Consider the following 12,995-nt stretch of genomic DNA (forward strand, 5'->3'; position numbering starts at 1 on the left):
TTAATTACATATTCCTTAAGGAAACTTAATTTATAATCGTTTATTTTTTATAAGTATTCTAAAGTATGGGCACTTTCCATTAATAGATAAATCTTTACCATCATCACCTTTTCTAAACTTTATTATCTCAAACTGTTCTGGATTAAACTTATGTAAAAATGTAATCGGCACCCCCATCGCACCTTTATAGTCTAGTGGTATATCTTTTGTCTTATTAACATTAATCCCATCATAATTATCATATTTTAGATATTCCTCCTCATTTCCTAAATATCGTTTGGATAAAGGAATATCCTCATGACGTTTAAAAACATCTAAATTAGTTAACCATAAGCAATTATTTGGCGAAATGATTCTATTTCCTAAGTGATCAATGCGTGTTTCTGTTCCGTAAAGATCATAATGCTCAGGAACAATAAACCCAGAAACACCTCTACCTAGGTGTATCCCTAACCAAGCTTTATTTTCTTTAATTAGCGTAAAAATCTCTTTATATGTTATTGAATTTACATTCCCAATAATTAAAAATTGTTTGTTATATTTAACCAGTTGGTCAACATATTCTCTGAACAATGAAAATGGTGGGTTTGTAACAATAATATCTGCTTGTTTAAGCAATTCAATACTCTCTACGCTACGAAAGTCACCATCCCCTTCATAAGGTAAAACATTGGGTGAGCTGATTTTATTTTTTTCTTCTTTTGTATTGCTATACTCAAAGAAAAACCCACTGTCGTTATCATTACTTATAAAACAAGATGTTATTATTTTTTTGAGACCTAGCCCTTCGAAGTTATTAACAAAATATTTAAAGAAATTACTTACTCGTGGATCATCGCAATTACAATAAACAACTTTATCTTTAAAATGTATCTTATAATGTTGCAATTCACTCTCAATATCACAAAGCTGTGTGTAAAACTCATCACTCTTTGATTTCTTTGCTTTTTGCAATAATTCATTCGTTGCTTTTCTAGCCATTAATAGCCCGTTTCATATAACTATTCATGCTTTTTATACTGCTGTATAACGCTGAAAATAAAAACGCTCTTGTTTCTCAATATTTTCCCACTTAACGATTAGCGGATGCGTGTAAGCCGGTGAATTAATAACAAGAGTGTGAAACTCTCCTCGCTCTCCGCACAAGTCTATTTGTACAGGTAATTGATTTAATAACGAGCTATCAAAACGCCGACCACAAAAATGGCCTGATAACTGTGTCGTATCAATACTGACTAAATAGGTCTCTATGTTGCGAGCAATAATCTCTTGTGCCAGCTCAGTGGTAGGCTGCCCCATCAGTGGAAAATATGTACGCCACCCATGTGGTTCGAGGTAACTACGACGAAACTCTGCAATGCCGTCAAGAAACAGATCACCAAAAGCTAATGTGTCAAAATCTAGCTGACTTTGCTGTAGTGCTTCAACCACAGAGGTTGTGTAAACACGGTTATTTGGCCAAACAGGTTGCGGAATTTCAATTAGCGGTAAGCCCATGCGTTGTGCTTGTAACCGAACCACATGTATTGGTGTACCCTGAATAGGCACTTCATTCTCTGATGCTGAATAGGTCGTGAACAATCCAACAATATGACAATTTGGATCTTCTTGCATCCGCAGCAAGGCCAGCATAGCATCTTTACCTGAGCTCCAACTGAGCAAAACCTTCATCATTATTTATAATTCTTTGTAGGGGCTGTTGTGAATCCTGAGGGGTTAAGTGTTGCCACAGGTTGTGTTGCCAGAATACGGGTTACAGTATCAACAATGGCTTGGGTCTGCGGATCAATTTCAATATTGACTTTTTCCCCTAAACGACGCTGTCCAAGCGTAGTCCGCTCACGGGTTTCAGGAATTAAATTAACACAAAAACGTGATTTCGTGGTTTCCCCAACGGTTAAACTGATACCGTCAACACCAATATAGCCTTTATCGAGCACATATTTCATTAGCTCAACAGGCAATTTAAACCAGATTTGATGATTAGTTTCTGATGTGAGTATTCGTACCACTTCTGCCATTGCCATAACGTGCCCTGACATTGCATGCCCACCAATTTCATCACCAAAACAGGCCGCTCTTTCAATATTAACCCAATCACCACACTGCAATAGCCCTAAATTGGTGATACGCAGCGTCTCTTTCATTAGATCAAAGCTGACATTGTTTCCATCAATCTGTGTCACTGTCAGGCATACACCATTGTGTGCAACCGATGCTCCCGTTGTGAGTTGGTGCAATAAGTGGTTAGGCAACGAGATAACATGTGTACGGAAATGGTCTTTTTCTGTAATGGAAATGAGTTGAGCTTTTCCTTGCACGATTCCTGTAAACATGATCGGTCTCTCGATTTTTGATGATGAAGTGCTAAAGCAGCAGTTTAGACTGTCTATTTTAGCGGATACAGCAACGATTTTTAATGCAAAACGAAACCTTAGCGTAATTGTTTGCTACAACAGAATTAACCAGTAGAATTAGTGGGTTTACTCTGATTCGAGGGTGATATTATCACGGCATTTTCTGCTGACAAAAAATACATTGTTGTCAACGGCGTGCTGTTTTTCAATGCGGAGTGTTTGTGCAACGATATCGTTTAGAAGCTAAAAATTTGTTAAAACTGGCTATCCCCGTGTTAATTGCTCAGGTAGCACAAACCTCTATGGGGTTTATTGATACTGTGATGGCAGGTAAAGTTAGTGCTACGGATATGGCAGCTGTCGCCATTGCCTCATCTATTTGGCTGCCTGCTATATTATTTGGGCATGGGTTGCTAATGGCATTAACACCCGTTGTCGCACAGCTCAATGGATCTGGTCGACGTGATAAAATCGGTCATAAAGTACGCCAAGGGTTTTGGATGGCATGGCTGATCTCTATTCCTATCATGTTAGTGCTGTATGGCAGCCGTATTATTGTCGAGCAAATGGACATTGACCCCCATCTTACTGACCTTACTGTGCGTTATTTACAGGTCATTATGTGGGGTGTACCCGGTTATTTGATGTTTGCGGTGCTGCGATCGTTCAATGAAGGGCTTTCTAAAACAAAGCCTGGCATGGTCATTGGGTTTGTGGGCTTACTGATTAATATCCCAGTCAACTATGTGTTCATTAACGGCAAGTTTGGCGCGCCAGCACTTGGTGGTGTCGGCTGTGGTGTTGCAACAGCAATGGTTTACTGGTCAATGTTTATCATGATGATGCTGTATGCAACACGCGCGCACAGTTATCGTGATATTAATGCGTTTACTCATTGGGAAAGACCCGATTGTAAAACACTGATTAAGCTAATGCGGCTGGGTTTTCCCATTGCGATGGCGATGTTTTTTGAAGTGACTTTGTTTGCTGTAGTTGCACTATTAGTTTCTCCGCTCGGTACAACAATTGTTGCTGGGCATCAAATTGCGCTGAACTTTAGCTCGATGGTCTTTATGTTACCGCTCTCTATGGGGATCGCCGTAACGATTCGTGTTGGCCACCGTTTAGGCGAAAAATCGCCTGATGATGCACGTGTAGCGGCTATTACTGGGCTAGTAGTTGGATTTATGTTAGCGATGTCTACAGCGATCTTGACTATCCTATTCCGTGAAAATATTGCCAATATCTATAACAGTGATCCTCAAGTCATTCATGTTGCTGTGCAGTTGATGGTGTTTGCAGGGATCTACCAGTGTTCTGACTCTATTCAAGTGGTTGGCAGTGGCGTATTACGCGGTTATAAAGATACCCGTGCAATTTTTGTGATCACGTTTATTTCTTATTGGTTGATTGGTTTACCTATTGGTTATGTATTAGGCCGAACAGATTATCTTGTTGCACCGATGGGAGCACACGGTTTTTGGATTGGCTTTATTACCGGATTAACCACTGCTGCTCTGCTCTTTATCCTGCGTATTCGTTGGTTACAACGTCAAGATAGTCATAAGATTTTAGAGATGGCAAGCCGCTAACATCACGAGTTAATGTTTTTTTCGATTTTAAAACAGCACAAAGTGCTGCTTTTTTACGAGAAGAGAGCATTCAGATACAACAAAGCCCGCATTATGCGGGCTTTGTCTAAAATGTGGTACACCCAAGTGGACTCGAACCACCGACCCCTACCATGTCAAGGTAGTGCTCTAACCAACTGAGCTATGGGTGTAAAGTAAACATGTACTTAAAGTAAATACCTTATAATCATCTCATATTTATTCACTAACATGTATGAGAGTGTAAATATGTTATTGGTACACCCAAGTGGACTCGAACCACCGACCCCTACCATGTCAAGGTAGTGCTCTAACCAACTGAGCTATGGGTGTATGACACATTGACTATATTTTACTTTATGGTGCGTCCTAGTGGACTCGAACCACCGACCCCTACCATGTCAAGGTAGTACTCTAACCAACTGAGCTAAGGACGCACATTATAGAAATTTATGTTTTCCATAACCAGAAAGCGAGGTGAATATTAACGATGAACCTCAGTGCTGGCAAGCCTGAAATATCAAAAAAACAAATCAAGTGAACTGTTTGCACTAAATATAGCCAAATTGCTGCTTTTCACTGCACTTGTGTGTCTACAAAATATACGCTATTACACAAAACCATTTTTGACCGTAATAGTGATTTGTTAGCATGATTTACTCTAATTTTGCTTTAATGAACAGGAGCACTCTAATGACAAGTTCAACGACTACGTTAACTGAACAACAAATGACTGCTATTGACCAACTCGCACGTAAACAAGTCGATGATATGAATAGTGATGAGATTTTATGGCATTCAGTTGAACAATATATGGGAAATATGACTGAACATATGAAGGATTATTTTCTTGCTCGTGTGCATTTCCATCGTAATACACACCGTCAGAGCTAAAAAGAGTATAAGCGATGTTAAAAAACGGCTACTGTTTAACCTACTAGAGGTATACAGTAGCCGTTTGATTATCAAAAAATACCGTGATTAATACAACAATGGGTATTAACGCTTTGCTGCTACAGGAATTTTTGCTGGTTTACTGCCTTCTAACCACTGACGAATACGGTTGGCATCCCCCATTGGGGTTCTTTTCCCTACTGAGTCAAGCAATACAATAGTGATATCATCTCGGCCTGGTTGCGCTCGCATAACCAGACAACGCCCCGCTTCATCGGTATAACCTGTTTTACTTAAACGAACATTCCAACTGTCATTTCTGACTAATGGGTTCGTATTCACAAATTGTAATACGTATGAAGGTGTATTAAAGTGCATTTCTCGATTTTCAGTTTGTGTAAACTGACGAATCAAAGGTTGTGCATAAGCTGCTTTTACCAATTTAGCTAAATCATTTGCGGTTGATACATTGCCTGTTGATAAGCCTGTTGGATCAGCAAAGCGAGATCGTGTCATTTTTAACGCTTTTGCTTTTCTATTCATTGCCTTCACAAAAGCAGGTTTTCCGCCAGGATAGTGTCGACCTAATGCTGATGCCATTCGGTTCTCAGATGACATTAACGCAAGAGACAGCGCATCACGGCGTGTTATTTTTGTACCAAACTTAATCCTTGAGTGAGTATGCTTTAACGTATCGCGATCACGCTGGTCAACAGTAATAACTTCATTTAGGTTCTGTTTTGAGTCTAAAACGACTAATGCTGTCATTAATTTAGTCAGTGATGCAATAGGCACAACTTTATTCGGATTTTTAGCGTACAGTGTCTTTCCTTTACGCGTATCAACCACTAAAGCACTTGCAGAGGCAAGTTTTAACGATGAGCCTGACGATGATGATGCCTCTGCCGGAGTGAGGCTTGTGACCAATACAGAGAGCGTTAGTGCACAAATAACACTCAGAATACGACTCCTTTTGCTCATAGATGCTCCATCATTTTCGTTTGATTAACATACAAGTATAGTGGTTGAAAATTATTCCAGTACATATGTTATTTGCTCTACGACACGCGTTTAGTACGCGCTAACCCTTTCAAAAAATTGCGTAAAAACTGATCACCACAAGGACGATAGTTCTTATGCCCTTTTTGACGGAAAAGCGCGCTTAACTCTGATTTTGAAATTCTTAATTCAGCAGCAGACAGAATAGCCTGCATATCTTCATCTTGTAATTGCAGTGCAATTCTGATTTTACGTAAAATAACATTGTTTGTTAGTGGTTCTTTTTCTGTTACCGTATTAGTTGAAGAATGTGGAGAAGGGCCTCTCAATTCAAGAATTAAGCCATCTAAAAACGCACCTAATGCATTATCATCACAATCAATGAAAGCATTTTCATCTTCTTTTTTTAGCCAACCATTTAACGTATCTGTAGAAACCGTTAAACCAACATGGCTATAAATACGCAACATGTGAGCAATACTGAGTTGCAAGCTGTAACGTAGGCTACGTAAAACATCATTATTAATCATAACGTTCCAAATTAGTTCAAGAGCAATGCCATATTGGTGTAGAAACGTGCGCATACTAGCACAACCGTAATATCACTGAGTATCAATATTAATCTCGCATTACACCGTATTTAGCTGATAAAATGTAAGAATATTTTAGTCTATTGATTGCCAATGGCTATTTTTTACTCCTTAAAAGGCAAAATGATGGAAATCTTTCAATTAGAAAACCACCCTTTCGTTGAACTGTGTGACTTGTTAAAAATTCAGGGGTGGAGCGAAAGTGGAGCTGCGGCAAAAGCGGCTATTGCTGAAGGTTTAGTAACAGTTGATGGACAAGTAGAAACGCGTAAACGTTGTAAAATTCAACCAGGTAAGGTTGTCTCCTTTCAAGGTCAGAGTGTTAAAGTAAGAAGTTGATGTTTTAAATAGCCTCTATGCAACGGCTTAAGTCCTTGTATAGAGGTATTATTATTCAATTTTTCACCTCCTTAAATTTAATTATTCTTTCTTAAACTCACTAAAACATCATAAAGTATGATGCCAAAATTAATAACCTCAGGGTTAATACTAATTTTAAATTATTATTAACTTATATATAAATTAAATATGGGTAACCTATTTGCTAACGATAAAACAGACTAGAAGGTATTGTTAAATGTCAGCGATTAGCCATTGTCAAAGTATCCATGAAATATTCAATATACCTGAAGTTGAATTTAATAGCTTGTTCTCTGAGGATATAAATACAGACGTTATTAACAAACTATCTGAGTCTGCTGCAAATGGTAATGTAAATAACATTGATTTATTATATAACATAGCGTTACAAAAAAATAATAGCGGTGATCTTGCAGAAAAAGCTCTTTTTGACCTTTTTAGTGGAAAAAAAAGAGGGAAAATTGGTGTGGAATATGATATTCAACAAGCTGGTTTAAAGTTATATGAGATAGCTAACCATGCTAAGGTGCTTGGTTATAACAATATGGAAAAACTTCATTCGCCTTCTAAACTACTCTACATTGTTGGTTCTGCTATTCAAAACTCCGAAGTAAAAAAAACACTCTCTAATATACTCCAGCAAAATCAGTGTATAGCGCCAGAGGATGATTTTATAGACGTTGATTTATGGGGAGCAAACAGATTAATCACAACAGATGAAATTAATTTTACTGTGAAAAAAATCTCATTTGATAATCATAAATTATCAGTAAACTACCCTATTGGACTCGTTAATGAGCATAGCAATGAGAATAACTTATCATCTCATGTACTCGATAGATTAAACTCTAACCAGACCGAGTTATTCCCAGTAAACACTGGAGAGCATTGGGTGCTTTTTGGCTTATACAAGAATAAAACAGCAGATTGTGAAGTTATGAAGGGTTTCTTATTTAACTCATACTTACCACTAAATGAAGATGCAAAAAATAAGATTCTTGATTCTGCAAATATTGCAGGTGTTGCTAATGAAAATGTTGAATGGATTGAAAGTAACATTCAAGATAATGTACCAAATGGATGTGGTGTTTTTGTATTCTCTACAATAAGAGAGATAATGGAACATATTGATAACGATCCGATTAACACTATTAATGATTTCATTGATAATTTTAAAAAACAAACAAAAGACTCACAAGAGGTATTTAATTTATATAATCGTCGTCAATTATATGAATACTGCATTAACCCTCGTAATTAAAATATAAATAGATAAACTTCTACATATTTATAACACCTTGATTATCGAGCATATAACACACAGTAAATAGCATAAAAATTCTATCATTTTTACTGTCCACTTTTATAACGCCCCCACTCTTTTGCATTGCCTCTCAACTAAAATGGTTGAAATACAACCAATGGTACTTATGTTAACGCTAAAAAAGCAATAACAGACAACAAAATAGATATAGGTTAACAGCATAATTTTATTGCTGTTTGCGCTTTATGTTTATCTAGGATCTAGCAGTGACCTATGGGTTAGGTGGGAATAAAACTGGATGATGACTTAAATAAGAGTTATTGTATGAAACATTTTCAATGTTTCTGAAACACCGATATCTCTGCTACGCTATACCCTGATATGTAGCACATAACAAGCAGTATTCTGCTGGTAACTGGAGAGTAAACACGTGAATTATAAGAATGCCGTTATCTTATCAGCCTCTAAACGCTTGATAGGATGGATTTTAGTTATTATCGCGGTGATCAGTACTGCAATATCTATCTTAAAATTTCTTAGCATTCATATTGACAATGGAACGATGGCATCGGCGGTGTTGGCTGACCCTTATAAGCAATTTTTTATCTTTATCTACAGTAAAACGCAATTTTTAAGCTCATTTTGGAATAGCTCTCCAACCCCAGATCATACAAATCTGACCAGTAGCGCATCAATTGGCTTTTTTGCTATCTATATTCTGATTTTTGTTGCGAGTGCAGTGAAAAACTCAGGAGCGAAACTCTCTGAGAGACTAGCAAAAACACGTGATCAAATTGATGATCAACTTATGCAAGATCAGATAGGTGCTCTGCCCTCACGTAGCAAAAAAGAGATCAGAGAAACACTGATAATTCCAAACTACCCTGTTCTTAATCAACTTATGTGGGAACTCATTCCATTGACAATTACCTCAGCATTATTATTTGGGTTTTATAAAATGTTTGGGTTTTAACTTAGTGTTAATAAAACTTATGATTCCATAGAGAATATTAACCCATGCATTATTTATGATGAATTTTGTGGTATAAATCGCAACATAAGAACAGAAAGAGTACACTGCTCTTTCTGTTTTATTTATTACTGATGCCTAAATGTACTACCTCCTTCCTTTGCTTACTGTTCTCATTTGGTCAGGTAATGCCATTGTTAATAAAATGGCCGCTACCAGTATAGATCCTGCTGCAATTGCTTTTTATCGCTGGTTATTAGCTTTTATCGTGTTAACCCCTTTTATGCTGCTCTCTGTGTGGAATAATCGTCAGAAACTGCGCCTATATTGGGGGAAGTTTATTGTTCTTGCTCTGCTTGGTATGGCGATCAACCAAACATTAGGTTATTACGCCGGATTAACTATTAGTGCATGAATATCGGAATTATTACCTCATTAATTCCGTTAATGACTGTATTGATTAGTCTGTTACTTTTGGCTGAAAAGCCAACAATAGGTATAATTTTAGGTACCGTACTTTCACTGTATGGCATTTTGTACCTTGTTAGCTGCGGGGATATAATTCGCCTACTGCATCAGGGAATTGGGATTGGAGAGCTGCTTTTACTTACAGGTTCAGGTGCTTACGCCTTATATAGTGTGTTACTGAAAAAATGGCAATTACCATTTTCTGCATGGCAATCAGTATACATTCAGATTTTTTTTGGTGTATTACTGTTACTTCCTCATTTTTTGTTAGCACAAAATATCAATATTAATGCTCAAACATTACCACTTATTATTTATGCAGGTATACCAGCTTCTGTTGTTGCCCCTTTCTTTTGGTTGCAAGCCGTTAAACATCTCGGTGCAAGCAAAACTGCTATTTTTATGAATTTAATGCCCCTATTTACTGCAATTATTGCAGTCATACTGTTAAAGGAAAGTGTTGAACATTACCATATTATTGGTGGATTAATTACATTATGTGGTGTACCACTTTCACAAACATTACGTAAACCGTTTCGTCAATTATCACTTAAACTCCCATTTATACGGTAATCATACTTTCGTTTAATATGAGCCAGTATGTATAAAGTGAGTTATCAAGTACAAGCAAACTACTTTCCCTGTATAGCGATAATGTAGCAGTAACTACCTTTGCCGTAGCTACTGCTAGTCTAAACACGATCAGATAAACACCGCGATAAAACTAAATGCAACAATCATTGCTAATGCACCTGTAGTCGTCAGCAGCGCCCAACACAATTCAGTCTCCATACTCTCTCCTTAAGTTTATGTGCTGCGTAATGTACTTGCATGGCTTTGCACTCATCTAGCCTATTCATTGTAAGCATAAGTGCTATGTTTTGAGTATCATTAAACAGTCATATGTTAAGCTTGTTAAATTTGTCAAGGTGAGTTCCATTACGCACAAACAATGATACACTCTTTTAAAAACATAAATAACACATAAATAACACATAATTTAAGGATATTTTATGCGTCATGGAGTGCCATTTTTTACGCTAATGCTCTTTCTTAGCCCTCTGCCAGCTCACGCATTTGATCAAGTTTGCTTCACTCATAAATATGAACAATTTGTGCAGGCGTCTGATGCATGGTATGCCACACTCTTAAATAAAGTGACGCAACAAAATCCAACGCTAAAAGTGGCAAGTGAACAATTTTTAAATGAACGCACAAACTATCTTAACCGTAACCTTTCTGCGGTGAAGTGGTATCTTAGCCACGAACCTAATAAGTTAGCATTAGACAAACCCGTCAATGAATGGCTTTCACTTGATGAAGAGTCTGAAAAGACACTCAGCAACCAAAACAGTGAGTTTGCTCGGTTAAATACGCAGGTTTTTAATGACAGAGTGGTCAAACCTAATCCACAAAGTTATGCACTTCGTTCTGCATTTGCTGAGTTATTAACGCACCCAGAAAATGTACGTATAGAATTAGACAACTATAACCGCGCAATGAAGAAGATAGAGGCACTACATTGCACCAAATAGTATCTATTTTATCATGTTGCGTATTGTGCAAAGCACAAATCGTATTTTCTGGTGATTACTGATGTGTTATATAAAAACGAGAAGTCACTAAAAATCACACAATATTTCTTTTTTCTACTTCCCGTCTCGCAGATTATAAGAGAAAATGATCTTTTGGATTTTTGGCATCGGGCTATCATGAGTTTTATAACGATAACTAAAGCCCGTTTGCATTATTAATTACCACAATATAGCAAGCAACAGAAGCAAACGCTTCCGTAGTAAATAAGGCAAACAGGCTAACCTCTGCCGTGTCTTGATGCTCGCTCAAGTCAGGAGTTCTACTTAATTTATGGCAACGATTAAAGATGTCGCCAAACTTGCGGGTGTTTCAACAACCACAGTATCGCATGTTATCAATAAAACGCGCTTTGTCGCAGAAGAGACACGTACTCGGGTATGGGCAGCAGTAAAAGAGCTGCACTACTCACCGAGTGCAGTGGCTCGGAGTTTAAAAGTTAATCATACTAAATCTATTGGTATGATAGTAACCACCAGCGATACGCCTTATTTTGCAGAGATAGTGCAATCTGTTGAAGAGCACTGTTACCGCAAAGGCTATACATTATTCTTGTGTAACTCACAAAATAACCTTGAAAAACAGCGAGCCTATCTTGCGATGCTGGCACAAAAACGGGTTGATGGCCTGCTAGTGATGTGCTCTGAGTATAATGCGCAGCTGCTTGAACTGCTGGAAAATTACAGTACCATTCCAATGGTAGTGATGGATTGGGGGCTCACTGACAGCAACTACACCGACCGTATTCAAGATAACAGTTTTGATGGTGGTTATTTAGCGACCCGCTACCTGATTGATCGTGGCCACCGTGATATTGGTGTGATCACTGGGCAATTGAGTAAAACAACCACTCAAACACGTTACGATGGCTTTATCAAAGCGATGCAGGAGTCTGGTTTACCGATTAATGATCAGTGGATTGCCGAAGGTAACTTTGAGCCTGAGTCTGGACACATGGCAATGAATACCATTTTAAGCCATAAACAGCACCCGACTGCAGTGTTCTGCTTTAATGATACAATGGCGATGGGTGCAATTTGTGCCGCAGGTGAGCAAAATCTACGTATTCCACACGATATTTCTATTGTTGGTTATGACAATATTCGTGATGCACGCTTCTTTTCGCCACCATTAACTACAATCCACCAGCCAAAAGCCCGTTTAGGTGCAATGGCTTTTGATATGCTTATTGATCGCATTATTAATAAACGTGAAGGCGGTCAAATTATTGAACTGCACCCAGAGCTTGTTGCCCGCAATTCGGTGATTGATGGCCCTTATAAACAAGGTAAATAGCCACATCTGAATATATAATTATCACAGCAGCTATAACTGTTTATCGAGCTTTATATTTGTATCGCTTAATAACGTAAAGATTTTAGCTGCTGTGTGATTAACATATTTTACCTCCTCTTTTTCTCTTTTCCCTCTTAGCCTTTAAAGTCAAATTTCATCTTCTAGAATCGGTCTCTAAAACCGGTTTAATCGTTGCGTTATCTAGACAACCACTAAAAACAACTGTATATATATACACCGCAAGTAAAGAGGCTTTCTTTTTATCATGTATATACCTAACTGAGATCTCTAGAGGTTATCTATGCGTATTGAAGTTTCGCTTGATCGTAATTTATCTCTTCCTACTCAATTCGAACAAAAATTACACATTGAGCTTACAAAGCGCCTTAGTACAATCTTCGATGAGCCTGATGTCATCATCAAACGAGGCCCTGTGGGTATTTCAATTTTACGGGGAAATAAAGGTGATAAAGATCGTGTTGAAGAGATCTTGCAAGCCTTGTGGGAAAGCGCAGACGACTGGTTTGATGCTGAAACATTCTCGTAACCATTAATTGCATAGACCATACTCTAATACATAAAATACTTACGTGC

At 37.8% G+C, this 12,995-nt stretch carries 16 protein-coding genes and 3 tRNA genes; 10 read left to right on the plus strand and 9 right to left on the minus strand.

Annotation, left to right across the window (positions count from 1 at the left end):
- Positions 1-30: 30 nt before the first annotated feature.
- Genes ACRC53_RS04530 through ACRC53_RS04540 form a run of 3 tightly spaced genes read right to left on the minus strand, consistent with a single transcriptional unit; the run spans position 31 to position 2,336 of the window.
- Positions 31-981: an adenine-specific methyltransferase EcoRI family protein gene (locus ACRC53_RS04530; protein WP_438642361.1), complete on the minus strand. Its 951-nt coding sequence runs from the start codon at positions 979-981 to the stop codon at positions 31-33.
- Positions 982-1,014: 33 nt separating this feature from the next.
- A complete protein-coding gene (locus ACRC53_RS04535; protein ID WP_438642362.1) occupies positions 1,015-1,674 on the minus strand; it encodes a hypothetical protein in 660 nt (219 codons plus the stop codon).
- Positions 1,674-2,336 carry a riboflavin synthase subunit alpha gene (locus ACRC53_RS04540; RefSeq protein ID WP_438642363.1) on the minus strand — a complete coding sequence of 221 codons (663 nt, stop codon included), beginning with the start codon at positions 2,334-2,336 and terminating at the stop codon, positions 1,674-1,676. Before ACRC53_RS04540 ends, ACRC53_RS04535 begins: the two co-directional genes overlap by 1 nt.
- A gap of 242 nt (positions 2,337-2,578) precedes the next feature.
- Here ACRC53_RS04540 and ACRC53_RS04545 point away from each other — a divergent pair, with 242 nt between their 5' ends.
- Complete coding sequence (locus tag ACRC53_RS04545) at positions 2,579-3,949, plus strand: MATE family efflux transporter (RefSeq protein ID WP_438642364.1); 1,371 nt, start codon at positions 2,579-2,581, stop codon at positions 3,947-3,949.
- A gap of 114 nt (positions 3,950-4,063) precedes the next feature.
- On the opposite strand, the gene ACRC53_RS04550 is transcribed toward ACRC53_RS04545, so the two are convergent.
- The 3 genes from ACRC53_RS04550 to ACRC53_RS04560 all read right to left on the minus strand — a co-directional run bounded on the left by ACRC53_RS04550 (position 4,064) and on the right by ACRC53_RS04560 (position 4,404).
- Positions 4,064-4,140 (minus strand) — tRNA-Val (locus ACRC53_RS04550).
- Between the two features lie 83 nt (positions 4,141-4,223).
- A tRNA-Val gene (locus ACRC53_RS04555) sits at positions 4,224-4,300 on the minus strand.
- Between the two features lie 27 nt (positions 4,301-4,327).
- Positions 4,328-4,404: transfer RNA gene (locus tag ACRC53_RS04560), tRNA-Val, on the minus strand.
- A 256-nt stretch (positions 4,405-4,660) separates the two neighbouring features.
- Here ACRC53_RS04560 and ACRC53_RS04565 point away from each other — a divergent pair.
- The gene (locus ACRC53_RS04565; RefSeq protein ID WP_438642365.1) at positions 4,661-4,861 is read left to right on the plus strand and encodes a hypothetical protein; all 201 of its coding nucleotides are present in this window, start codon (positions 4,661-4,663) and stop codon (positions 4,859-4,861) included.
- A gap of 105 nt (positions 4,862-4,966) precedes the next feature.
- Here the strand turns inward: ACRC53_RS04565 and pbpG are convergent, their stop codons facing one another.
- Positions 4,967-5,842 carry a D-alanyl-D-alanine endopeptidase gene (gene pbpG, locus ACRC53_RS04570; RefSeq protein ID WP_438642366.1) on the minus strand — a complete coding sequence of 292 codons (876 nt, stop codon included), beginning with the start codon at positions 5,840-5,842 and terminating at the stop codon, positions 4,967-4,969.
- 77 nt (positions 5,843-5,919) lie between these two features.
- Positions 5,920-6,390, minus strand: a complete 471-nt coding sequence (locus ACRC53_RS04575; RefSeq protein ID WP_438642367.1) for a DUF1456 family protein — start codon at positions 6,388-6,390, stop codon at positions 5,920-5,922.
- 186 nt (positions 6,391-6,576) lie between these two features.
- On the opposite strand from ACRC53_RS04575, the gene ybcJ reads away from it, so the two are divergent.
- From ybcJ to ACRC53_RS04600, 5 genes are all read left to right on the plus strand, one after another.
- A complete protein-coding gene (gene ybcJ, locus ACRC53_RS04580; RefSeq protein WP_438642494.1) occupies positions 6,577-6,789 on the plus strand; it encodes a ribosome-associated protein YbcJ in 213 nt (70 codons plus the stop codon).
- A 238-nt stretch (positions 6,790-7,027) separates the two neighbouring features.
- Positions 7,028-8,071 carry an ElaD/SseL family deubiquitinase gene (locus ACRC53_RS04585; protein ID WP_438642368.1) on the plus strand — a complete coding sequence of 348 codons (1,044 nt, stop codon included), beginning with the start codon at positions 7,028-7,030 and terminating at the stop codon, positions 8,069-8,071.
- 433 nt (positions 8,072-8,504) lie between these two features.
- A complete protein-coding gene (locus tag ACRC53_RS04590) occupies positions 8,505-9,047 on the plus strand; it encodes a YniB family protein (RefSeq protein ID WP_438642369.1) in 543 nt (180 codons plus the stop codon).
- Between the two features lie 139 nt (positions 9,048-9,186).
- Positions 9,187-9,459 (plus strand): EamA family transporter, encoded by a 273-nt coding sequence (locus ACRC53_RS04595; RefSeq protein ID WP_438642370.1) that lies wholly within the window; start codon positions 9,187-9,189, stop codon positions 9,457-9,459.
- Complete coding sequence (locus ACRC53_RS04600; protein ID WP_438642371.1) at positions 9,456-10,085, plus strand: DMT family transporter; 630 nt, start codon at positions 9,456-9,458, stop codon at positions 10,083-10,085. Before ACRC53_RS04595 ends, ACRC53_RS04600 begins: the two co-directional genes overlap by 4 nt.
- A gap of 129 nt (positions 10,086-10,214) precedes the next feature.
- On the opposite strand, the gene ACRC53_RS04605 is transcribed toward ACRC53_RS04600, so the two are convergent.
- Positions 10,215-10,304 carry a cytochrome bd-I oxidase subunit CydH gene (locus ACRC53_RS04605; protein WP_438642372.1) on the minus strand — a complete coding sequence of 30 codons (90 nt, stop codon included), beginning with the start codon at positions 10,302-10,304 and terminating at the stop codon, positions 10,215-10,217.
- A gap of 221 nt (positions 10,305-10,525) precedes the next feature.
- Between ACRC53_RS04605 and ACRC53_RS04610 the strand changes: the two genes are divergently transcribed.
- The 3 genes from ACRC53_RS04610 (at position 10,526) to ACRC53_RS04620 (ending at position 12,948) form a co-directional block, all read left to right on the plus strand.
- Entirely contained in the window at positions 10,526-11,047 is a 522-nt protein-coding gene (locus ACRC53_RS04610) for a hypothetical protein (protein ID WP_438642373.1), read from the plus strand.
- A 331-nt stretch (positions 11,048-11,378) separates the two neighbouring features.
- Positions 11,379-12,401, plus strand: a complete 1,023-nt coding sequence (gene purR / locus ACRC53_RS04615) for an HTH-type transcriptional repressor PurR (protein ID WP_438642374.1) — start codon at positions 11,379-11,381, stop codon at positions 12,399-12,401.
- A 301-nt stretch (positions 12,402-12,702) separates the two neighbouring features.
- Positions 12,703-12,948 (plus strand): DinI-like family protein, encoded by a 246-nt coding sequence (locus ACRC53_RS04620; RefSeq protein ID WP_438642375.1) that lies wholly within the window; start codon positions 12,703-12,705, stop codon positions 12,946-12,948.
- Positions 12,949-12,995 lie beyond the last annotated feature (47 nt).

This window comes from Plesiomonas sp. (assembly GCF_051652165.1).
GTDB lineage: Bacteria > Pseudomonadota > Gammaproteobacteria > Enterobacterales > CAMTGL01 > Plesiomonas.

What these genes read in the sequence shown, in the direction of transcription:
- ACRC53_RS04530 (WP_438642361.1), bottom strand. Translation starts at nt 981, where the DNA reads ATGGCTAGAAAAGCAACGAATGAATTATTGCAAAAAGCAAAGAAATCA.
- ACRC53_RS04620 (WP_438642375.1), top strand. Translation starts at nt 12,703, where the DNA reads ATGCGTATTGAAGTTTCGCTTGATCGTAATTTATCTCTTCCTACTCAA.
- ACRC53_RS04600 (WP_438642371.1), top strand. Translation starts at nt 9,456, where the DNA reads ATGAATATCGGAATTATTACCTCATTAATTCCGTTAATGACTGTATTG.
- ACRC53_RS04535 (WP_438642362.1), bottom strand. Translation starts at nt 1,674, where the DNA reads ATGATGAAGGTTTTGCTCAGTTGGAGCTCAGGTAAAGATGCTATGCTG.
- ACRC53_RS04595 (WP_438642370.1), top strand. Translation starts at nt 9,187, where the DNA reads ATGTACTACCTCCTTCCTTTGCTTACTGTTCTCATTTGGTCAGGTAAT.
- ACRC53_RS04575 (WP_438642367.1), bottom strand. Translation starts at nt 6,390, where the DNA reads ATGATTAATAATGATGTTTTACGTAGCCTACGTTACAGCTTGCAACTC.
- ybcJ (WP_438642494.1), top strand. Translation starts at nt 6,577, where the DNA reads ATGGAAATCTTTCAATTAGAAAACCACCCTTTCGTTGAACTGTGTGAC.
- ACRC53_RS04585 (WP_438642368.1), top strand. Translation starts at nt 7,028, where the DNA reads ATGTCAGCGATTAGCCATTGTCAAAGTATCCATGAAATATTCAATATA.
- ACRC53_RS04540 (WP_438642363.1), bottom strand. Translation starts at nt 2,336, where the DNA reads ATGTTTACAGGAATCGTGCAAGGAAAAGCTCAACTCATTTCCATTACA.
- ACRC53_RS04605 (WP_438642372.1), bottom strand. Translation starts at nt 10,304, where the DNA reads ATGGAGACTGAATTGTGTTGGGCGCTGCTGACGACTACAGGTGCATTA.
- ACRC53_RS04565 (WP_438642365.1), top strand. Translation starts at nt 4,661, where the DNA reads ATGACAAGTTCAACGACTACGTTAACTGAACAACAAATGACTGCTATT.
- ACRC53_RS04610 (WP_438642373.1), top strand. Translation starts at nt 10,526, where the DNA reads ATGCGTCATGGAGTGCCATTTTTTACGCTAATGCTCTTTCTTAGCCCT.
- pbpG (WP_438642366.1), bottom strand. Translation starts at nt 5,842, where the DNA reads ATGAGCAAAAGGAGTCGTATTCTGAGTGTTATTTGTGCACTAACGCTC.
- purR (WP_438642374.1), top strand. Translation starts at nt 11,379, where the DNA reads ATGGCAACGATTAAAGATGTCGCCAAACTTGCGGGTGTTTCAACAACC.